Origin of the sequence: Brenneria izbisi (genome assembly GCF_025840185.1) — a bacterium.
Taxonomy (GTDB): Bacteria; Pseudomonadota; Gammaproteobacteria; order Enterobacterales; family Enterobacteriaceae; genus Brenneria; species Brenneria izbisi.
Window position 1 is genome coordinate 113717 of the sequence record NZ_JAMPJU010000006.1, and the last position, 20447, is coordinate 134163.

At 54.2% G+C, this 20447-nt stretch carries 19 protein-coding genes; 8 read left to right on the forward strand and 11 right to left on the reverse strand.

Going from position 1 to position 20447, the window contains the following annotated elements:
- Positions 1-124: 124 nt before the first annotated feature.
- Complete coding sequence (gene guaD, locus NC856_RS09990; RefSeq protein ID WP_264090285.1) at positions 125-1456, forward strand: guanine deaminase; 1332 nt, start codon at positions 125-127, stop codon at positions 1454-1456.
- 55 nt (positions 1457-1511) lie between these two features.
- Here guaD and NC856_RS09995 read toward each other — a convergent pair whose 3' ends face one another.
- Genes NC856_RS09995 through ulaA form a run of 6 tightly spaced genes read right to left on the reverse strand, consistent with a single transcriptional unit; the run spans position 1512 to position 5947 of the window.
- Positions 1512-2198, reverse strand: coding sequence for an L-ribulose-5-phosphate 4-epimerase (locus tag NC856_RS09995; RefSeq protein WP_264090371.1), 687 nt, complete (start codon positions 2196-2198; stop codon positions 1512-1514).
- Positions 2198-3058: an L-ribulose-5-phosphate 3-epimerase gene (locus NC856_RS10000; RefSeq protein WP_264090286.1), complete on the reverse strand. Its 861-nt coding sequence runs from the start codon at positions 3056-3058 to the stop codon at positions 2198-2200. The genes NC856_RS09995 and NC856_RS10000 overlap by 1 nt, the downstream gene beginning before the upstream one ends.
- 9 nt (positions 3059-3067) lie before the next feature.
- Entirely contained in the window at positions 3068-3721 is a 654-nt protein-coding gene (locus NC856_RS10005; RefSeq protein ID WP_264090287.1) for a 3-keto-L-gulonate-6-phosphate decarboxylase UlaD, read from the reverse strand.
- Between the two features lie 15 nt (positions 3722-3736).
- The gene (gene ulaC, locus NC856_RS10010; protein ID WP_264090288.1) at positions 3737-4204 is read right to left on the reverse strand and encodes a PTS ascorbate transporter subunit IIA; all 468 of its coding nucleotides are present in this window, start codon (positions 4202-4204) and stop codon (positions 3737-3739) included.
- A gap of 9 nt (positions 4205-4213) precedes the next feature.
- Positions 4214-4534 (reverse strand): PTS ascorbate transporter subunit IIB, encoded by a 321-nt coding sequence (gene ulaB / locus NC856_RS10015; protein WP_264090289.1) that lies wholly within the window; start codon positions 4532-4534, stop codon positions 4214-4216.
- Positions 4535-4549: 15 nt separating this feature from the next.
- Positions 4550-5947, reverse strand: a complete 1398-nt coding sequence (ulaA, locus tag NC856_RS10020) for a PTS ascorbate transporter subunit IIC (protein ID WP_264090290.1) — start codon at positions 5945-5947, stop codon at positions 4550-4552.
- A gap of 413 nt (positions 5948-6360) precedes the next feature.
- Here ulaA and ulaG point away from each other — a divergent pair, with 413 nt between their 5' ends.
- From ulaG to glpE, 3 genes are all read left to right on the forward strand, one after another.
- The gene (ulaG, locus tag NC856_RS10025; protein WP_264090291.1) at positions 6361-7425 is read left to right on the forward strand and encodes an L-ascorbate 6-phosphate lactonase; all 1065 of its coding nucleotides are present in this window, start codon (positions 6361-6363) and stop codon (positions 7423-7425) included.
- A gap of 138 nt (positions 7426-7563) precedes the next feature.
- Positions 7564-8319, forward strand: a complete 756-nt coding sequence (ulaR, locus tag NC856_RS10030) for an HTH-type transcriptional regulator UlaR (protein ID WP_264090292.1) — start codon at positions 7564-7566, stop codon at positions 8317-8319.
- 101 nt (positions 8320-8420) lie between these two features.
- The gene (gene glpE, locus NC856_RS10035) at positions 8421-8744 is read left to right on the forward strand and encodes a thiosulfate sulfurtransferase GlpE (RefSeq protein WP_264090293.1); all 324 of its coding nucleotides are present in this window, start codon (positions 8421-8423) and stop codon (positions 8742-8744) included.
- Between the two features lie 48 nt (positions 8745-8792).
- Here the strand turns inward: glpE and NC856_RS10040 are convergent, their stop codons facing one another.
- The 5 genes from NC856_RS10040 to rbsK are packed head-to-tail and all read right to left on the reverse strand — an operon-like array spanning position 8793 to position 13974.
- A complete protein-coding gene (locus NC856_RS10040; RefSeq protein WP_264090294.1) occupies positions 8793-10304 on the reverse strand; it encodes a tripartite tricarboxylate transporter permease in 1512 nt (503 codons plus the stop codon).
- 12 nt (positions 10305-10316) lie between these two features.
- Entirely contained in the window at positions 10317-10763 is a 447-nt protein-coding gene (locus NC856_RS10045) for a tripartite tricarboxylate transporter TctB family protein (RefSeq protein WP_264090295.1), read from the reverse strand.
- 36 nt (positions 10764-10799) lie between these two features.
- Positions 10800-11747 carry a tripartite tricarboxylate transporter substrate binding protein gene (locus NC856_RS10050; protein ID WP_264090296.1) on the reverse strand — a complete coding sequence of 316 codons (948 nt, stop codon included), beginning with the start codon at positions 11745-11747 and terminating at the stop codon, positions 10800-10802.
- A gap of 42 nt (positions 11748-11789) precedes the next feature.
- Positions 11790-12719 (reverse strand): dihydrodipicolinate synthase family protein, encoded by a 930-nt coding sequence (locus tag NC856_RS10055; RefSeq protein ID WP_264090297.1) that lies wholly within the window; start codon positions 12717-12719, stop codon positions 11790-11792.
- A gap of 43 nt (positions 12720-12762) precedes the next feature.
- Positions 12763-13974, reverse strand: a complete 1212-nt coding sequence (gene rbsK / locus NC856_RS10060; protein ID WP_264090298.1) for a ribokinase — start codon at positions 13972-13974, stop codon at positions 12763-12765.
- A 284-nt stretch (positions 13975-14258) separates the two neighbouring features.
- On the opposite strand from rbsK, the gene glpG reads away from it, so the two are divergent.
- The 4 genes from glpG to malQ are packed head-to-tail and all read left to right on the forward strand — an operon-like array spanning position 14259 to position 20429.
- Complete coding sequence (glpG, locus tag NC856_RS10065) at positions 14259-15092, forward strand: rhomboid family intramembrane serine protease GlpG (RefSeq protein ID WP_264090299.1); 834 nt, start codon at positions 14259-14261, stop codon at positions 15090-15092.
- A gap of 24 nt (positions 15093-15116) precedes the next feature.
- Entirely contained in the window at positions 15117-15875 is a 759-nt protein-coding gene (locus NC856_RS10070) for a DeoR/GlpR family transcriptional regulator (RefSeq protein ID WP_264090300.1), read from the forward strand.
- A 44-nt stretch (positions 15876-15919) separates the two neighbouring features.
- The gene (gene malP, locus NC856_RS10075; RefSeq protein ID WP_264090301.1) at positions 15920-18343 is read left to right on the forward strand and encodes a maltodextrin phosphorylase; all 2424 of its coding nucleotides are present in this window, start codon (positions 15920-15922) and stop codon (positions 18341-18343) included.
- Between the two features lie 22 nt (positions 18344-18365).
- Complete coding sequence (gene malQ / locus NC856_RS10080; RefSeq protein WP_264090302.1) at positions 18366-20429, forward strand: 4-alpha-glucanotransferase; 2064 nt, start codon at positions 18366-18368, stop codon at positions 20427-20429.
- Positions 20430-20447: the final 18 nt, after the last annotated feature.

The following is a 20447-nucleotide window of genomic DNA, read 5'->3' on the forward strand; positions in this document are numbered from 1 at the left end:
GTTTATTTTTTTAACCGTATCTGTTTTAAATTTTCACTTTTTTTAAATTTTAATTGTGGTACGGCAATTGCTAATTAATTGTTAATAGATACATCATGAGTAGGATCAGCAACAGGGGATGAACATGTCGGCGACCTATACGCAGGCCATACGAGGCAGTTTTTTTGATATTACCGGGCCAGCGCAAAACCCGGCGCAGATTGTCCGTCAGGCGCGTTACCTTGAAGATGGATTGTTATTGATTAATGCAGGCAAAATTCTCAGTCTGACGCCGTGGCATGAGGGAGAAAAACAGCTTGATGATGGGCAGGAATTTATTGATTACCGTGGAAAAATTATTGTTCCTGGGTTTATCGATACTCATATTCATTATCCGCAAACTGAAATTATCGGCGCTTACGGCGAGCAGTTGCTCGAATGGTTGCAGCGTTACACCTTTCCGGCGGAAAGCCAGTATGGTTGTCCGCATCACGCGGCGCGGATGTCGGCGTTTTTTCTACGGCAGTTGCTCAGTAACGGCACCACCACCGCACTGGTTTTCGGTACGGTGCATCCTGAGTCGGTGGAAGCGTTGTTCGGCGCGGCGCAACAGTTGGAGATGCGGTTGATCGCCGGCAAAGTCATGATGGATCAGAACGCGCCGGATGAATTGATCGAAACCCCGGCGGACAGCTATCAACGGACGCGGGAACTGATCCTGCGCTGGCATAAGCGCGGTCGCCTGGGTTATGCCCTGACGCCACGTTTCGCCCCCACTTCGTCGCCTGAATTGTTATCCGCCGTTCAGCGTCTGCGTGAAGAGTTTCCTGATGTCTGGATGCATACGCATCTGAGTGAAAACCAGCAGGAAATCGCCTGGGTCAAATCCCTGTATCCTGAACATAACGGTTATCTGGATGTATACGATCACTATCATCTGACCGGGCGGCGCAGCGTGTTTGCTCACTGTGTGCATCTTGAGGAACACGAGTGGGATCGCCTGAGCCACACCCGGTCATCGATCGCGTTTTGCCCTACCTCCAACCTGTTTTTGGGCAGCGGCTTATTCCGGCTGCAAACCTGCTGGGATAAATCGGTATTGATGGGCATGGGGACGGATGTCGGCGCGGGAACCACGTTCAGCATGTTGAAAACGCTGGGAGAAGCCTACAAGGTGGGCCAGTTGCAGCATTATTCCCTGTCCGCCTGTGAAGCGCTTTATCACGCCACGCTCGGCGGCGCCAGAGCGCTGGATCTGGATACGGTGGTCGGCAACTTTACTAGCGGCAAAGAGGCCGATTTCGTAGTGCTTGATCCGGCGGCGACGCCATTGCAGCGATTGCGTCAGGCTAACAGCCAGACCATTTTTGAACGGTTGTTTATCCTGATGACGCTGGGCGACGAGCGCAATATTGCCGCTACCTGGGTAAACGGCCAATGTGTCTGGCGGCAGGGCGACGAGGAGATGGCGGCCTGATCCCATTGCGGCGTGGCATGGCTTTTCTCCGGTTCGCCGCCGCGCCGCAGCCTTGTCACCGCTGCCCGTAATAGGCATTGGGGCCATGTTTGCGGCTGAAGTGTTTGTTCATCAGGTGATCGTCGATAAGTTGCAGGCCCGGATTAATGGAGCAAGCGATCCACGCCATTTTCGCGACTTCCTCCATCACCACCGCATTGTGGACGGCTTCGTCCGCATCCTTTCCCCAACAGAAAGGCCCGTGCTGATAAACGATGATCCCCGGCGTATGTAACGGGTTGCCGTCGCCCAGGGTTTGAGCGATGACCTCGCCGGTGTTTTTTTCATACGCTTGCTCGACTTCTTGCGGCGTTAATGGCCGGGTACAAGGGATATCGCCATAAAAGTAATCGGCGTGGGTCGTTCCCAGCGCCGGGATCGCCAGCCCCGCCTGCGCCCAGGCGGTAGCATGTGTGGAATGCGTATGGACAATGCCGCCGATTTGCGGATAACGACGATAAAGCGCCAGATGCGTCGCCGTATCGGATGAGGGACGGTATTTGCCTTCTACGACGTCGCCTTGCATATCCACCACCACCATATCGTCAGGCTGCATCACTTCATAGGCGACGCCGCTGGGCTTGATGACGATAACCTGCCGTTGCCGATCGATGGCGCTGACGTTGCCCCAGGTATAGGTCACTAGTCCGTAATGGGGCAGCGCCATATTCGCCTCGAACACCTGCTGTTTTAGCTGCGCTATCATGCGACTTCCTCCACCAGCAAACCGGCCCGCGCCATCTGTTGTTTAACCCAGTCACGCGCGGCGGTGATTTCCTTTATCGGATCGGATGATGTTTCACTCCACATTTCAATTAGATAAGGGCCGCAATAGCCGCTTTCTCTGAGTGTGGCAAAGCAACGCGCAAAATCCACCACGCCGGTGCCGAACGGCACGTTTTTGAACACGCCGGGGCGCGTGTCCTTTACATGCACCGCCACGATGTGGCCTTTCCCCGCCCGCAGTTCCATCTGCACATCGTTATCCCACGCGGACAGGTTGCCAATATCGGGATAAAGCTGAAACCACGGATTATTAAGGTAGTTGGCATAGCCCAGCGCTTTGCTGATGGAGTTCATTAGCGGGTAGTCCATGATTTCCATTGCCAGCGTCACCTGCGCTCGGCTGGCCATTTCCACCGCCAGTTGCAGGCCATTACGAAAACGTTCCCTGGTGGCGTCGTTAGCCTGTTGGTAGTAAACATCGTAACCCGCCAGTTGGATCACGCGAATGCCGACATCCTGCGCCAGCCGGATCGCCTTGCGCATGATATCCAACCCCTGATTTCGCGTCTCGTCATCTTCCGAACCCAGCGGAAAGCGGCGATGCGCGCTCAGACACATTGACGGAACCCGGATGCCGCTGAGGGCAATCGCGGTGACCAGTTCCAAACGTTGCTCACGGCTCCAGTCCAGGCGCGCCAGACGACCATCACTTTCATCCACCGACATTTCGACAAAATCAAAACCCAGCGTTTTCACCAGTTGCAGGCGCGCCAGCCAGCTTTCATCCGGCGGCAGGGCTTTTTCATAAATACCGAGTGGAACAGCCTTCATGAGCATGAGATCACCTTATCCCCAGAGTTGAGCGATGCTGTGTTTGAACTCGCGTGCGGCGTCCACCGGATTGGCCGCATCACGGATACTGCGACCGGCGATAAACACATGAATCGGGATCCCTTTGAATAACGGCAGATCCGCCAACGCCAGTCCGCCGGTCACCGTGACCTTGAAGCCCATCTCCGCCAGGCGCTTAATGGCGCTGATGTCGGCGTCGCTCCAGGCGATACCCGCAGCCTGAGCGTCCCGGCTGCGGTGATAGACCACCTGCCGGATACCGATATCGCGCCAGGCCTGCGCCTGTTCCCAGGTCCAGAAACCGGTCAGTTCAATTTGAACATCGCCTTTGAATTCGTGCGCGACTTCCAGCGCGCCCGCGGCGGTGTTGATGTCGGCGCAGCAAATGACGGTCACCCAGTCGGCCTGGGCTTCAAAGCACATGCGCGACAGAATCTTTCCGGCGTCGGCAATTTTGGCGTCGGCCAACACAATCTTGTGCGGATACAGCGATTTCAAATCGCGCACGGCGCGCACGCCTTCGCCAACGCACAGGATGGTGCCGACTTCAATAATGTCCACCTCTTCGGCAATCAATCGGGTGGTCTGGTAAGCATCGGCCAGCGTCTGGTTATCCAGCGCCACTTGTAGCATCGGTAAATGAGACATCAATAAACTCCTTAATCAGCATGCCGCCTTAGCGGTCTGGTCAATCAAATCCAGTACGTCCTGTTCGGTGCGACAGGCGCGCAGGCGATCGAAATTGGCTTCGTCTTCAAAAAGTTGCACGATCTGCATGATGCCCACTTCCTGATGGGTATTGGCATCAATGGCCGCCATAGTGATCAGGATATCCACCGGGTCGTTATCTTCGTGGTTGAAAACCAGCGGCGTTTTCAACGTCACCAGCGCAAAGCCGGTTTTTTTAACCCCTTCTTCCGGGCGGCCATGGGGCATGGCGAGTCCTGGCGCGATGACAAAATAGGGGCCGAATTGTTTTACGCCGTCCAGAATCGCCTGGTAGTAGCGCGGTTCGACGACATCGGCTGCGACCAGCAGATCAACCCCGATTTTCACCGCCTCCTGCCAGGTGCCGGCTTCGGCCTGCAAACGGATGGAACGATTTTCCGCCAGCGAGTCACGTAGTTTCATGCGGGCTCCCTATTGTTTTAAGCCTTGTTTTAGATCCGCCGGAAAGTGCGCCTGGATGACGTCCAGCAATTTGGGGCCGAAATCCGCCGCGGAGAGCATATTGCGCACGCCCACCACATATTTGTTGCCGCTGACTGTGATCTCATCGGCAACATGGGTAGAGGCGATGATGATATCCGCCCCGCTCAGTTCAGCTTTGTATTCGCCCACCGCACAGCTATTCAGGCTGTGGTCGATTCCCTGTTCGGTCAGAAATTGGCCGACTTTCATTTTCATGATCATGGAGCTGCCTTGTCCGCAGCCGCATACCGCCAAAATTCGTACTGTCATGATGGTGTCTCCAAGTCAGTTCACGGGAGTTTCAGTAAGTTGCTTTTCCGCATCTTCTTCAGCGCGTAATGTCCGGCTGGCAAAGACCATGTAAATCAGTGCAATAACAATGACGACGCTCATAAACCACAGACCGAGCGTCAGCCCCTGCATCAACGGTGGGGCCAGAATCGACCAGTCCGCCATGCCCATCCATGCGCTCAGCCCGGTCAGTTTTACCGCCCAGACACAGCCAAAGATTTCGATCATGCCCATCACCAGACAGATCTTCAGCGCGGCGCGCCAGCCGCCGAAATGGTTGGCGAATACGCCGATGGTGGCGTTAGAGAAGAACATCGGTATAAATCCGGGGATGATCATGATAGGCGAGCCGATGCCGATCAGGATGCCGACAGCGATTAGCTGACCGATGGTGCCCCACATGAAGCCCCATACCACGGCATTGGGCGCGAAGCTGTAAATGGCGGCGCAGTCGATAGCCAGCACCGCGCCGGGAATCAATCTTTGGGAAATCCCGTTAAAGGCTTCGGAAAGTTCGGCGACGAACATCCGCACGCCTTGCACAATGATGAAAATGGCGACGGCGAATTGAAAACCGGTTTGCAGGATATAAATCGACCAGTGCACTTTGCCTGCCATTTGTTGCACGGTGTCCAGCCCGAAGGAGAGCAGGATCGCGCCAAAAAATACCGTCATGACAATGGCGGTGGAGACGATGTTGTCATGGAAGATATTCAGCCAGCCAGGGAGTTTCAGATTTTCCACGCTCTCTTCTTTTTTCCCCAGATAAGGCGCGAGCTTATAAGCCAGCCAGGAAGCAAACTGTTGCTGGTGGCCGATGGAGAAGCCGCAGCCATCGGTGACCGCCTGCGTGGGTTTGTACATCATGTTGGAGGTAATGCCCCAGTACAGGGACACCAGCACCGCGCTACAGATGATGGTGGTCCACATGGGATAACCGAGAATATAGAAGAAAACCGCGAGCAGACCGGCCTGCTGAAACATGATATGGCCGGTCAGCATGATGGTGCGGATACCGGTGATTCGGCGCAGCAGCACATAAATAATATTAAGGGCCAGCGCCAGCAGCACGGCGTAGCCCACCCAACTGTAGGCATCGCCCATGCGTTCGATGGTCGCCATCATGGAAGCATAGGTGTCTGATATCGCGCCATTGATGCCATAAACTTCGGACATTTTGGCCACGACGGGTTTGAACGTACCGGTCAGAATCCCGGAGCCTGCCTGTAATAGCATAAAACCGATAATGGTTTTAATGGTTCCTTTAATAATAACGGTAGCGGTTTTGCGTAGTAGTAAATAACCAATAAACGTCACAATCCCCAGCAACAAGGGGGCATTGGTCATGACCTGATTAAAGAAAATCGTGAAAACGTTATAGATGGTTTCCATAAGCACTCCGTTCGGCTTTTGGTCATCCTGTTACGCGGCACCGTCGAATGCGCTGACGCGATCAGGCCTTTTTTGTAGACGCAATCACTCTATCAATCACAAATAATCATAAAAAGATATTTTTTGATTATTTGTGAGCGGTGTCGCAATTATCTTTTTTAAACGCCGATATCTTGATGAATAAAAATTTTATTTATTAATTATCATTATAATTCAATATATTATGTTGTTTATTGAAATGATTTAAACCATGTCCATCAGTGAGATTTCACCTGCGGTATGATGATTTTTGTAAAATAACCTGATTGTTATCATGCTTTAATAGTGATAAATTTTCAATAAATAATCAATTGTTGTCATTTTATGATTTTATTTTGATAACGCACCAATATGTCGATGATGAGGTTCACACTATGAGTAAAATCGAGAGTATTACCCGCGAGTCATGGATCCTGAATACCTTCCCGGAGTGGGGGACCTGGCTGAATGAAGAGATAGAACAAGAGCAGGTGGCGCCAGGCTCATTCGCCATGTGGTGGCTGGGCTGCACCGGCATCTGGCTGAAATCGGAAGAGGGCGCGAATCTGTGTGTGGATTTCTGGTGCGGCACCGGCAAGCAAAGCCACGCCAATCCGCTGATGAAGTCAGGCCACCAGATGCAGCGCATGGCGGGGGTGAAAAAATTGCAGCCTAATCTGCGCACCACGCCATTTGTCCTTGATCCGTTCGCCATTCGTCAGATTGATGCGGTACTGGCGACACATGATCATAACGACCATATTGATGTGAATGTGGCGGCGGCGGTGCTGAAAAACTGTGACGGCAATGTGCCGTTCATCGGGCCGCAAAGCTGTGTGGATTTGTGGATCGGTTGGGGGGTGCCGCAGGCGCGTTGCATCGTCGTGAAACCCGGTGATGTCATCGCCATCAAGGACGTTGAAATTCATGCGCTGGATGCATTCGACCGCACGGCATTGATTACGTTGCCTGCGGAAGAGAAGGCGGCTGGCGTTTTGCCGGATGGCATGGATAAGCGGGCGGTAAATTATTTGTTCAAAACGCCGGGCGGTAATCTTTATCACAGCGGCGATTCGCATTACTCAAACTATTACGCCAAACATGGCAATGAGCACCACATTGATGTGGCGCTGGGGTCTTATGGCGAGAATCCGCGCGGCATCACCGATAAAATGACCAGCGCGGATATATTGCGTATGGCCGAAGCGCTGAACACTAAAGTGGTGATCCCTTTCCATCATGATATCTGGTCGAATTTTCAGGCTGATCCGCAGGAAATCCGCGTGCTATGGGAAATGAAGAAAGATCGGCTGAAATATGGCTTTAAGCCTTTTATCTGGCAGGTCGGCGGCAAATTCACCTGGCCGCAGGACAAGGATAATCTGGAATATCACTATCCGCGCGGATTTGACGATTGTTTTACCATGGAGCCGGATCTGCCGTTCAAGTCGTTCCTGTGAGACTGCCGAAAGGGGCATGGCATCATGCCCCATCATCGTCTGGATACATCCGCCGTGCGAACTTTTGACAAGTTATGATTCAAATTATTAAAAGTGCTCATTATAATCGGCATTCAGAATCCATTTAACGGGGCCAGCATGACTGAATCTCAGCGCCATAATGCCATCATTGATTTTCTGCAACGACAAGGGCAACTGACGGTTGCCGATCTGATCAAGCACTTTGATGTTTCTCCAGCTACGGCAAGACGCGATATCAACAAGCTTGATGAATCCGGTAAGTTGCGGAAAGTGCGTAACGGCGCTGAAGCGGTGAATACCCCGCGTGCGGCCTGGACGCCGCTGAATATTTATCAGGCGCAGAATCTGGATGAGAAAATGCGTATCGCCAAAGCCGCGGCGCAATTGTGTCGTCCCGGCGAAAGCGTGGTGATTAACTGCGGTTCAACCGCTTTTTTGCTCGGACAGGAGATTTGCGGCAAAGACGTGCAGGTGATAACCAACTATCTGCCACTGGCGAATTACCTGATCGAACAGGAGCACGACAGCGTGGTGATCATGGGCGGGCAATACAATAAAAGCCAATCCATCACGTTGGCGCCGCAGGAAGGCGACGCCAGCCTGTATGCCGGACACTGGATGTTCACCAGCGGCAAAGGGCTGACGGCGGAAGGGTTGTATAAAACCGATATGCTGACCGCGATGGCGGAGCAGAAGATGTTGCGTTATGTCGGCAAGCTGGCGGTGGTGGTGGACAGCAGCAAGATTGGCGAACGCGCCGGGATGCTGTTCAGCCGGGTCGAACAGATTGATGTGGTGATCACCGGCAAGCTGGCCAATACACAGATTATCGCGCAACTGCGTGAGCAAGGCGTCGAGGTGATATTGGTGTGATGGCGCGGATTTTCGCTGCTGTCCGGGGAGTTGTCAGGTTTACTCCGCGCTGGTTCAGGTTACAATAATGCTCTTTGTCATTACTGTGGTTGTAACCTCTGATGGAACAATTTGAAGCGCTAGACATCGAGCAGGCGTATGCCCGCTGGCAGCAGGGCGGGATTATCGCCGATATCCGCGATCCACAGAGCTTCGCGGCGGCGCATGTACCCGGCGCGCGACACCTCACCAACGACACGCTGTCAGATTTTGTTCGGGACGCCGATTTTGATACGCCCGTGATGGTGATTTGCTATCACGGCATCAGCAGCCGCAATGCGGCGCAGTACCTGATCAGTCTGGGTTTTGAATCAGTGTATAGCATTGATGGCGGTTTTGAAGCCTGGCGACATCGCTATCCGCAGGCTGTTCAGGCGCAGGGGTGACGAGCGTCGGGCCTGACGCTTCAGGCCCCTTCTCGTGTTCATTGTTGTTTATCCGCGGCTGTTTTTAAATACCTGAATGATGCTTTTGGCCTGCATGACCATCACCATTAAAAACAGCACGGCAAGGAAAGCCGAGATCGGGCGCTCCACAAAGGCTAGCAAATTGCCATCGGATTTCAGCAAGGAAGAGAGCAGACTTTTCTCAAACATCGGCCCCAGTACCATGCCCAGGATCACTGGCGCTATCGGGTATTTATGTTTTTGCAGGAAATAACCCACAATCCCCATCGCCAACATCACCACCACCGACGCCATTGAGTTATTCATCGCAAAGGCGCCGACGATGCTGAACACAATCACCACCGGATACACGATATCCTTGTTCACGGAGATCAGGCGCTTGAGGAAGTTCACCACGATCATCGCCAGCGGCAGCAACGCGAGGTTGGCGATAAAAAACAGCATGAAGATGGCGTAAAGTTTCTCCGGGTGGAAGATGAACAGGGACGGCCCCGGCTGCATATCTTTCATATACAACACGCCGATCACAATGGCGGCCACGGAATCGCCGGGAATGCCGAAGACCAGCGTGGGAATGTAACTCCCCGCCAGACTCGCGTTATTGCTTGACGAGGCGTTAATAACGGCTTCTTCCGAGCCTTTGCCATATTTTTCCGGCTGACGGGAGAATTTTTTCGCCACCGCATAGGAAATCCACGCGGCTATATCAGCGCCTGCGCCGGGCAATACGCCGATCAATGTGCCGATGGCGCTGCTGCGGACAATGCCTGTCCGGTTCTTTTTCAGCGCGGGACGTATGCCGGACAGGATATTAAACGACGATTTTTCAGCGGGCGGCGGCGCGGCGGCGGCTTGTTGCACCTTGTCGCGGTGACGATTGGCGTAATATTCAATCGCATTGGCGATAGCGAACATCCCTATCATGGCTGGAATAAAACTGATCCCTTCCAGTAGCGCCACCTGACCAAAGGTGAAACGCGGCTGTCCGGTGAACTCGTCATAACCGATGGTGGCGAGAACCAGCCCCAGCAGGAGCGCCATCAGGCTTTTGACGATATATTGTCCTGAAATCAATGTTGAGCAACTGAGCCCTAGTAACGCCAGCCAGGTGTATTCAAACGAACTGAATTTCAAGGCGAAGGAGGCCAGGATCGGCGAGGCGAACGTGAGCACAATCGCGCCGATGATGCCGCCAATCACCGAGGTGCTCAGGCCGAGGCCGAGTACGTAGTTGGTTTTCCCTTGTTGGCTTAGCGCATAGCTGTCATCCACATAGGCGGCAGAGGCGGGCGTCCCCGGAATACGCAGCAGCACGCCAGGGATATCCCCGGCGTAGATGGTGGATGCGCCCACCGAGATCATCATGGCCAGCGCGGGGATCGGGTCCATGAAAAAGGTGAAAGGAACCAGCAGGGCGACCGCCATGGTAGCCGTCAGGCCCGGTATCGCGCCGACAAACAACCCGAACAGGCCCGCGGCGAAAATGGCGATGATGGCATTGAGGGTAATGTATTCACTGGCGTTGATCAGGATATCCATCGTCACGCTTCCTTAAAAAAGACTGCCTGAGGGAAGTGGCACTAATAAGAGTTTGGAAAACAAGTAGTAAATGCCGCTCGACAGCCCCACGGCGGACAGTGCGGCAATCAGCTTGTTTTTGGGCAGGAAGAACACCAGCAGGCCAGCCATGATGAGGCTGGTCGTCAGAATAAAGCCAAGTAATTCAACAAAATAAATATAGAAAATCACTGTGAGCGCCACCAGGCACACGCTGATGATCTCCCGTTTTCCGTTGTCTGAAGCCGGGTTATCCTCTTTTTTTAGCCGTATCGTGGTCAGGTCGAGAATCGACAGCAAAACCATCAGGCAACCGAGGATGGCAGGCATAAATCCCGCGCCAAACTCGGCTACATCACCGAGTTGGATAAAGGCGTAAGCGGCGACGCCAGCACCGAACAGCAGGAAAATCAGCGGGAGTAACAAAGATAGCTTCGGCATGTTGTTCAGGCGTCATTTGCATGACGCCTGCCTGTTTTATTGGGCGTCGGAAAGTAGGCTTCCAAACTGAGCATCTTCATCCTTCATGAATTGATAAAGTTCGTCGCCGTATAACGCGCTGACTTCAAATCCCTGATTGTTGGCGAATTTCTGTAGCTCACCGGAGTCATAGACTTTTTTCATCGCGGCGGTCAGTTTATCGGCGATCTCAGGCGACAGCCCTTTCGGGGCGGACAGCACGTTCCATGTGGTCAGCGACCAGTCGTACGGCGTCGCCTGATTGAAAATGGGGATATTGGCGTACAGCGCCGAGGCTTGATCGGACATAATAGCCAGATGGCGCACCATACCGGCATCGACCATGCTTTTGGCTTCGCCAGGGGAAGAGGTGACAAAATCAACGCCGCCGGAAACCAACTCTTGCAGCGCGGCGCTGGCGCCCTGAGATGGAATATAGCGGACGGCGTTTTCCGGTAGGTCGGCGCTTCTCAGCATCCCCAGGGTATTAAGATGCCAGACGGATTTCAGACCGCTGCCTGATGCGCGCAATTTACCCGGTTGCTGCTTAATGGCGTCGATTAACTGGTTGGCATCCTGATAAGGGGAATCTTTGGCGACCTGCAATCCGCCGTAAATCACCGCCAGCCGACTGATGGGGGTGTAATCCTGATAGCTGAGATGGGTCATTTTCTGGTGGTGCATCATGGCGATTTCCACCGTCACAATCCCCAGCGTATAACCATCCGGTTTGGCGCGATTGATCGCATCATGGCCGACAACGCCGCTACCGCCGGTGCGGTTGACCACATTGACGTTTACGCCCAGTTCTTTTTGCAACCCTTGAGCAACCAGACGCGCCACCGTGTCGGTATTCCCGCCCGCGCCCCAGGGAACGATGATGGTGATAGGTTTTTCCGGCCATGCCGCCAGCGCGGAGCAGGAGAGTAAAAGCGTACTTAACGCCGTCAACCGAATGAGTTTCATAATCGGTGTTTCCTTCTTGTAGGGGTATGAGGAAAAAGGTAACTAGTTCATGAGATTTATTTTGTTTTGATAATGAGCCGTGCCGTTGCGGATTTGCTCAAGGATCACCGCCAATCCCCAATACTTTTCCAGCACGTCGTCTTTATTGACCCGGCAGTAAGCACTGCTGAAGGTTGCCAGGCGTTGGTGATAAATTTTGGCATTCTTAGGATAGCCCAGCGTTTCCGTCACGGCGGCGAGTGAAAGAAACGTCGCCAGTTCCTGCGCCAGTGCCGGGTTGCTGTGATGGTGATGGTAAAGCCAACCATATAACTCAGGATGGAAGTTGGTGAACACGCCGCTGAAACCTTTTGAACCGGCTTTCATCGCATCAAAGGCGATGGCGGCATTCGCATTGATGATATTCAGCGGGGTATCGGCGACCAGCTTCACCCGGCGTGTCACGGTAGGCAGATCGCAACTCACATCTTTCAGCACCACAAAACGTCCGGTATTGGCGCAGTAGCTCAGTTCTTCATCGCTCAGCAAGCGACGGTAAGGCGCCGGGCATTCATAAAGTCCCAACGGCATTGAGGCGGGCAGGGCGGCCAGCAACTGATTCAACGTGGCGTAAAAGACGTCGCTGCCCTGATTGTTCGGGTCCAGATGGTTGGTGACCAGCACCAGCGCGTCAATGTCGGTTTCGGCCATGGCGCGGAGTTCGCCGATCTGCTCATCCAGATCGTCGCTGATATGGCCTGATGCAATGACCGGAATGCGGCCAGCCACGTTTTCGACCACGAAACGCGCCAGTTCCACACGTTCCGCCAGACTGAGAAACAGCATCTCGCTTGACTGGCAGACGGCGAACAATGCATCGACGCCTTTGGCGAGATACCAGTCGATAAGCTTTTCCAGTCCGGGATAATCAATGTCGTTATTTTCGGTAAACGGGGTCAGCATGACCGGGACAATGCCGTCGATTTGTTTCATTGTTTACTCCTGGCGGAATGACATGATGGATAAATGTGGTCAGTCAGCGCTGTGACAACCGCAGCCTGACCTGTCGATGCTCCGGCATATTCGCCGCCCCTTCGCGCTCCACCGCTAGCGAAGCGAAAGCGGAGGCGTAAGTCGCGGCCTGAAGCAGAGTCTGTCCGTTGGCGATGGCGGCGGCCAGCGCGCCGTTAAACGCGTCGCCTGCGCCGGTGGTATCGATGCTGAGCGCCGGAAAAGCCGGGATGTGCTGGAACTGATTGCCTTCAAACAGCAGCGCGCCGCGTGCTCCCATCGTGATAATCACGCAGCGGGCGCCCAGTGCGGCGATTTTCTGCGCCGCCCGTTTCGCGCTGTCCACATCGTGGACATCGATCCCCGACAGCAAGGACGCCTCCGTTTCATTCGGCGTGATGACATCGAGATAGTCCAGATAAGGCAAGATGTCGCTGGCGTAGGGCGCCGGGTTGAGAATAACTTTTTTACCCAGCGCGTTAGCCAGCTTCATGGCGTTTAATGTGGCGGAAAAATTGTTTTCCAACTGGAGCAACAGCACGTCGGCATGGGAGAGTTCCGGCGTGATGGCGGCGACTTCGTCTTCATTAATCGTCTGATTGGCGCCGGGATGAATGGCAATCATATTTTCGCCGTTCTGTTGCGAAACATAGATGATGGCGTTGCCTGTCGGCTCCGTTTCGGACTGATAAAGCGTAAAAGAGAGGATCTCCGACGAGGCGAGATGGTCATAGGCGAACTGGCTAAACTGATCTTTGCCCACCTTGGAGACGAAGTGGACGCGCGATCCCGCTCGACTGGCGGCCATGGCCTGATTCGCCCCTTTTCCGCCCGGCCCCAGCGTGCTGCCCTGCGCCATCAGCGATTCGCCGCCTTTCGGGAAACGCGCGACTTTGGCGACGATATCGACGTTAAACGAACCCAGAATACAAACCTTACCGGTCATTCTGTTTCCTTTGTTTTTTACGCCTGACGATCGGGGTTGTTTGCCCAGCCGTTTCAGCAAAACTTCAAAGTTCTCGCCACTGGTGGTGATGAGTTCGGACTGTAAGTTGCGACGTATAACAATAGCGCCGCCGTGACAGCGTTGGATCAGGTTCATATGCGCCAGCGCGTTCAAATCGCTGCGTATCGTTTCTCTGGTCACGGCAAACTCTCTGGCCAGAAACTCCACGCTTGCCCGCCCGTGCCGATCCAGGTAGGTAAGGATCCGATTTCGCCTTTCTTCGAGAAACATAGTCCCTCCCGTTATATGACGAAGAGTAAAATAGTCCCGTTGCTTAAAAAGTGACTGATGTCATAGGAAACAAGCTGAAACGGAAGTAAACAAAAATAATCAGATTGGTTACCAAAAAGAAAATTAAGTTGCTTGGTATTGTTTTGATATTGTTACGCTGGGCGGGTTTTCATGGCCTGACATAACGCATTCAGGCGGTTGAAAGTCGATTCACGCGCACTCATTTTGCGGATATGTGATATTTTTACGCACAATCCGCCCATGAAACTCTGATAAAGCAAACTATGGCAATTCGAGTTATCGCGCTATCCAACCCACGTCTGGCTCAGGCTTTCGTGGATTACATGCATACGCAGCACGTCAGCCTGGAAATGCGAACCACGGGACAGGAAGCTGAACTGTGGCTGGCAGACGATGCGCAACTAACGCAAGTACAGGCGGCGCTGGAGATTTTTCTGCATGATCCGTCCAATCCCCGCTATCAGGCGGCAAGCTGGCAGACCGGCTCGACCGATGCCGGTATTCAGTACCGATCGTTTTCTTATCTGCAAACCCTTAAACAGCAGGCGGGGCCGCTGACGCTGTTGATCATGATCGCGTCGATTGCGGTTTTCGTACTGATGAAGCTGGCGGGCTATGAGAGCGTGATGACGCTGCTCGCTTACCCGGACGCCGGACAGGAATGGCAACTCTGGCGTTGGTTCAGTCATGCCTTGTTGCATTTTTCCGTTTTGCATATTTTATTCAATCTGATGTGGTGGTGGTATCTGGGCGGGCCGGTGGAAAAAGTGTTAGGCGCCCGTAAGTTACTGATGATCACCCTCATTGCCGCGCTGGTCAGCGGTTGGGTGCAGTCACGGTTCAGCGGCATCTACTTTGGCGGATTGTCCGGCGTGGTGTATGCGCTGATGGGGTATGTCTGGCTGCGGGGAGAGAGAGAGCCTGATGGTTATTTATCCATGCCGCGCAGCCTGATGGCGTTTGCGTTGCTGTGGCTGATCGCCGGATATTTCGATATTTTAGGCATGTCGATAGCTAACGCGGCCCACGTGACGGGGTTGGTGATCGGGTTATTGATGGCCTTCTGGGATACGTCTAATAAAACCAACTCCCGGTAAATCGGGACATGTTAGGGGATGAACGTGAAGCAAACACAACGGCATGACGCCATTATCGAATTGGTGCGTCGTCAAGGCTATGTCAGCACCGAAGAACTGGTTGAACATTTTGCGGTCAGTCCACAAACGATTCGTCGTGATCTCAACGATTTGGCGGAGCAGAATAAAATCCACCGTCACCACGGCGGGGCGGCGTTGCCATCAAGTTCGGTGAATACCGCCTATCATGACCGTAAAATGATGTGGTCCGATGAAAAGGCCCGTATCGCCCGCCGGGTGGCGAGCCAGATCCCGGATGGCGCCACGTTGTTCATTGATATCGGCACCACGCCGGAAGCGGTGGCCTATGCGTTGATGCAGCATAAGGGGCTGCGAGTGGTCACCAATAACCTGAATGTGGCGACGTTGCTGACGTCAAAAGAGGATTTCCGTCTGATCCTGGCGGGCGGTGAAGTGCGTACCCGTGATGGCGGCATCATGGGCGAAGCGACATTGGATTTTATCTCTCAGTTTCGACTGGATTTCGGTATCTTGGGTATCAGCGGCATTGACATGGATGGTTCGTTGCTGGAATTTGACTACCATGAAGTGCGAACCAAGCGTGCGATTATTGAGAACTCGCGCTGTGTCATGTTGGTGACGGACCATTCCAAGTTTGGTCGCAATGCGATGGTAAATCTGGGCAATATGGATTTGATCGACTATCTTTTTACCGATCAACTACCACCGCCGAGTGTGCAAAAAATTATCGAACAACATAAGGTGCAGTTGGAGTTGTGTTGAGCCAGACGTGCCTTTTTCCGTGACGGACGACAGGGGGAGGCATCATGTCATCATATTCATCCACACACGCTTTTTCATTCAACACATCCCAATTTGCCGCCGCCTTACTGCGCCAGCGGCAATATTTCGGGGTCGCTTCCCTTACTTTGCTGACACCGGAACAGCGCTGGCGCGCCGTCAGCGCGGCGCTGGCTGAACAACTGGCCGCGCCGCCCACTGCCCCGGCGCAGCACACCGCTTCGCGCCATGTCAATTACCTGTCGATGGAGTTTCTCCCCGGTCGTCTGACGGGCAATAATCTGCTGAATCTAGGCTGGTACGATGATGCCGCCACGGTACTGGCCGAGCAGGGGATTAGCCTGAGCGACGTATTGGAGCAGGAGAGCGATCCCGGTCTGGGCAACGGCGGCCTGGGACGGTTGGCCGCCTGCTTTCTGGATTCTATGGCGACAGTCGGGCAGGCTGCCACGGGCTATGGCCTGAATTATCAGTACGGGCTGTTCCGTCAGCATTTCTCGCAAGGGCAACAGCAGGAAACGCCGGATGACTGGCAGCGTGATGATTATCCGTGGTTCTTCCAGCGGCCCGGACTGGCTGTGGATGTCGGCTTTGGCGGCAAACTGCAAGAGCACGACGACGGCGGCAAATCATGGCTGCCTGAGGTCGTTTTTCGCGGTGAGGCTTGCGATTTACCGGTGATTGGCTATCGCAATAGCGTCATCCAGCCGTTGCGCCTGTGGCGGGCCACCCATCCTCACCCGTTTGACCTGACGTTGTTCAACGAAGGGCGCTACCTCAAAGCGGCGCAGGCCGGTATTATGGCCGCCAGCCTGACTAAAGTGCTGTATCCGAATGATAACCATACGGCGGGTAAACGCTTACGGCTGATGCAGCAATATTTTCAATGCGCCTGTTCGGTGGCCGATATTTTGCGCCGACATCTGGACGCGGGTCGAGGGTTGTCCGAACTGCCAGATTACGAGGTAATTCAACTTAACGACACCCATCCGACACTGGCTATTCCTGAGTTGATGCGTTTGCTGTTGGACGAACACCGGCTGAGTTGGGATCAAGCCTGGTCGATAACCGGACGTACTTTTGCCTATACCAATCATACGCTGATGCCGGAGGCGCTGGAGCGATGGGATGAGCGCCTGTTTGGTCGGCTGCTGCCTCGCCATCTCTCCCTTATCCGGCAAATTGATGCATGGTTTAAAACGCAGGTGGACGCGGTGTGGCCGGGCGACAGGCAGGTCTGGGCGAAAGTCGCCATTCGTCATCAGCGGCAAATCCGCATGGCTAATCTGTGTGTGGTGAGTTGCTTTGCGGTTAATGGCGTGGCGGCGTTGCACTCCGAACTGGTGGTAAAAGACCTGTTCCCGGAATATCACCACCTGTGGCCGAAAAAATTCCATAACGTCACCAACGGCATTACGCCGCGACGCTGGTTGAAGCAGTGTAATCCGGCGCTGTCAGCGCTGATTGACGAGACGTTGCAGAAGGAGTGGATCAATGAGTTGCCGGTCTTGCAGGGGCTGGAGCCTTATGCGCGGGATACCGGATTCCTTGAACGTTACCGGCAGATCAAATACGACAACAAGGCGCGGCTGGCCGCTCATCTCAAACAACATTATGGCGTCATGCTCGATCCGAACGCGCTATTTGACGTGCAGATTAAGCGGCTGCACGAATATAAGCGCCAGCACTTGAACTTATTGCATATTCTTGCGCTGTATCGTCAATTGCGCGATAACCCGCATCTGGATATAGTTCCGCGCGTCTTTCTGTTTGGCGCGAAAGCCGCGCCGGGGTATGTGCTGGCAAAGAATATTATTTATGCCATCAACCTGGTTGCGGAAAAAATTAATCATGACCGCCGCTGCCATGAGCGCCTTAAGGTGGTATTTCTTCCCGATTACCGCGTGTCGCTGGCCGAACGTATGATCCCGGCCACTGATGTGTCTGAGCAAATTTCGACGGCGGGTAAAGAAGCGTCCGGTACAGGCAATATGAAACTGGCGCTGAATGGCGCGCTGACGGTAGGAACGCTGGATGGCGCCAACATTGAAATGGCGCAGCAGGTCGGCGCGGAGAATATGTTCATCTTCGGTCATACGGTGGAGCAGATAAAAACCATGTGGGCCAAAGGCTATGCGCCATCGGACTACGTGGCGAAAACGCCGCTGTTGGGTGAAATATTGGCTGAACTGGCCAGCGGCGCTTTTAGTCAAGGAGATAAGCAAGCATTTGCTCCACTATTGAATAGTCTGCTGAAGGCGGGCGATCCCTATATGTTAATGGCTGATTTTGCGCCGTATTGCCAGGTGCAGCAGGACGTGGATGCGCGTTACCGTGAACCGGATGAGTGGACGCGGCGTTGCGTGCTGAACACCGCCAGAATGGGAATGTTCAGTTCGGACAGGGCAATTCGTGACTACCAGAAACGCATTTGGCAAGTGCGACGTTAAGCAAAAGGAGAGGGCGTTCAAGGTGGATAAAGCGGCAATCCAGCAGACAGGTATTGCAGAAAAATATACCGATGCTTACGGCAAGGAACAGCTTGTCGAGGCATCGATCAGGGATAAGCTTCTGGCGATGATGGATGCGTCGGGGAGTGAAGACGCGCCCTTGCCTCCGGTGAAAGTATTTCTTCAGGGACGGGATGCGACCATTACGCTGACTGGCAGCGGCGAATTTGCCTGGACGCTGGTGTATGAAAACGGCGGACAGGTTCAGGGGCAGATGACCGGCGGCATGGTGCTGACGCTTCCTTCCGCTCTGCCGCTGGGCTATCACCATCTGACCTTGACTCAGGCTGATCGGCGTTGGTCGTGCCGCATTATTGTCGCGCCGCCGCGTTGCTATGAACCGGATGCCATCTTGCAGGGTAAGCGCTGGTGGGGCGTTACCGTCCAGCTTTACACCTTGCGTTCACAAAATAATTGGGGCGTGGGTGATTTTGGCGATTTGCGCCAGTTGGTCGAGCAGATAGCCCGCCGCGGTGGTGTGTTTATCGGACTCAATCCGCTGCACTCCTTGTATCCGGCCAATCCTGACGCCGCAAGCCCTTACAGCCCCTCTTCCCGTCACTGGCTGAACGTAATTTACATTGATGTCAACCGGGTGGACGATTTTCAGCAGAGCGCGGAGGCACAACAATGGTGGCTGCGCGACGATACGCAGCATGCGGTAACGACGCTGCGTGCCGAGCGCTGGGTCAACTATGAACCAGTAATGGCGCTGAAACTTACGGCGTTGCGGCTGGCCTTCCGTTATTTTAATCATCGCAGTTCACTGGACCCGCGCATCAACGCATTCCGTCAGTTTGTGTTCAACGGGGGACAAAGTTTGCAATTGCAGGCCACGTTTGATGCATTGCAGGCTTACCTGAAACGTCAGGGCGAGAATTATGCCGACTGGCATCAGTGGCCCGCCCGCTATCATGATGTGCATGGCGAAGCGGTGAAGGCGTTTCGTCACGAACAGGCTGACGAGATCACGTTTTATTGTTGGTTGCAGTGGCTGGCTTACGAGCAGTTGGCGGAGTGCTTTGCTCACAGTAAACAGCTTGGTCTGCCCATCGGCCTGTATCGTGATTTGGCCGTCGGCGTGGCGCGCGGCGGTGCGGAAACCTGGGATGAGCGCCAACTGTACTGTCTGGACGCCTCCATCGGCGCGCCGCCGGATCCGCTGGGGCCGCAGGGACAAAACTGGCAACTGGCGCCGATGAATCCCTCTATGCTGCGCATGCGCGGCTATCAGCCTTTTATTGATGTGTTGCGCAGCAATATGGCGCATTGCGGCGCGTTGCGTATCGATCATGTGATGGCGCTGCTGCGGTTGTGGTGGATACCTGAAGCGGAATCGGCGGTGAACGGGGCGTATGTCCATTATCCGGTGGATGAACTGTTGGCTGTGCTGGCGCTGGAGAGTCAGCGGCACCGCTGTTTGGTGATTGGCGAGGATTTGGGGACGGTGCCGCGAGAAATTGTCAGCAAATTGCAGGACTTCGGGGTGTATTCCTACAAAGTGCTGTTTTTTGAAAAGGATGACAAAAACGCCTTCCGCCCGCCCGCGGATTACCCGCGTCAGGCGATGGCCACCATCACCACGCATGATCTGCCTACGCTGCGCGGTTACTGGCAGGCGGTGGATTTATCGCTGGGCAAGGATCTGGGGCTGTACCCGAATCCGGGATTATTGCAACAGCAGATCCAACAGCGTGAAAAAGCCAAACAAGGGTTATTGAATGCGCTGCATCAGCACGGCCTGCTGCCGCAGCGGGTGGGGCGAAATTCGGCGTTGACGACCATGGGCGCTCCGCTTAACCGTGGGGTTCAGCGTTACCTCGCCGATAGCGCCAGTGCGCTGGTGGGTTTTCAACTGGAAGACTGGCTGGATATGGCGACGCCGGTCAATGTCCCCGGCACCAGCCGGGAATATCCCAACTGGCGACGAAAGCTGACGCGCACGTTGGAATCCATCTTTTCCGATTGTTATCTGGAACGGTTGATCCGCGATATTGATTTACGGCGCGGGGCGCCGGTGAAGTGAGCGCATTTGACCAGCATC

What these genes read in the sequence shown, in the direction of transcription:
- guaD (WP_264090285.1), top strand. Translation starts at nt 125, where the DNA reads ATGTCGGCGACCTATACGCAGGCCATACGAGGCAGTTTTTTTGATATT.
- NC856_RS10000 (WP_264090286.1), bottom strand. Translation starts at nt 3,058, where the DNA reads ATGCTCATGAAGGCTGTTCCACTCGGTATTTATGAAAAAGCCCTGCCG.
- NC856_RS10005 (WP_264090287.1), bottom strand. Translation starts at nt 3,721, where the DNA reads ATGTCTCATTTACCGATGCTACAAGTGGCGCTGGATAACCAGACGCTG.
- ulaC (WP_264090288.1), bottom strand. Translation starts at nt 4,204, where the DNA reads ATGAAACTACGTGACTCGCTGGCGGAAAATCGTTCCATCCGTTTGCAG.
- ulaB (WP_264090289.1), bottom strand. Translation starts at nt 4,534, where the DNA reads ATGACAGTACGAATTTTGGCGGTATGCGGCTGCGGACAAGGCAGCTCC.
- ulaA (WP_264090290.1), bottom strand. Translation starts at nt 5,947, where the DNA reads ATGGAAACCATCTATAACGTTTTCACGATTTTCTTTAATCAGGTCATG.
- ulaG (WP_264090291.1), top strand. Translation starts at nt 6,361, where the DNA reads ATGAGTAAAATCGAGAGTATTACCCGCGAGTCATGGATCCTGAATACC.
- ulaR (WP_264090292.1), top strand. Translation starts at nt 7,564, where the DNA reads ATGACTGAATCTCAGCGCCATAATGCCATCATTGATTTTCTGCAACGA.
- glpE (WP_264090293.1), top strand. Translation starts at nt 8,421, where the DNA reads ATGGAACAATTTGAAGCGCTAGACATCGAGCAGGCGTATGCCCGCTGG.
- NC856_RS10040 (WP_264090294.1), bottom strand. Translation starts at nt 10,304, where the DNA reads ATGGATATCCTGATCAACGCCAGTGAATACATTACCCTCAATGCCATC.
- NC856_RS10045 (WP_264090295.1), bottom strand. Translation starts at nt 10,763, where the DNA reads ATGCCGAAGCTATCTTTGTTACTCCCGCTGATTTTCCTGCTGTTCGGT.
- NC856_RS10050 (WP_264090296.1), bottom strand. Translation starts at nt 11,747, where the DNA reads ATGAAACTCATTCGGTTGACGGCGTTAAGTACGCTTTTACTCTCCTGC.
- NC856_RS10055 (WP_264090297.1), bottom strand. Translation starts at nt 12,719, where the DNA reads ATGAAACAAATCGACGGCATTGTCCCGGTCATGCTGACCCCGTTTACC.
- rbsK (WP_264090298.1), bottom strand. Translation starts at nt 13,974, where the DNA reads ATGTTTCTCGAAGAAAGGCGAAATCGGATCCTTACCTACCTGGATCGG.
- glpG (WP_264090299.1), top strand. Translation starts at nt 14,259, where the DNA reads ATGGCAATTCGAGTTATCGCGCTATCCAACCCACGTCTGGCTCAGGCT.
- malP (WP_264090301.1), top strand. Translation starts at nt 15,920, where the DNA reads ATGTCATCATATTCATCCACACACGCTTTTTCATTCAACACATCCCAA.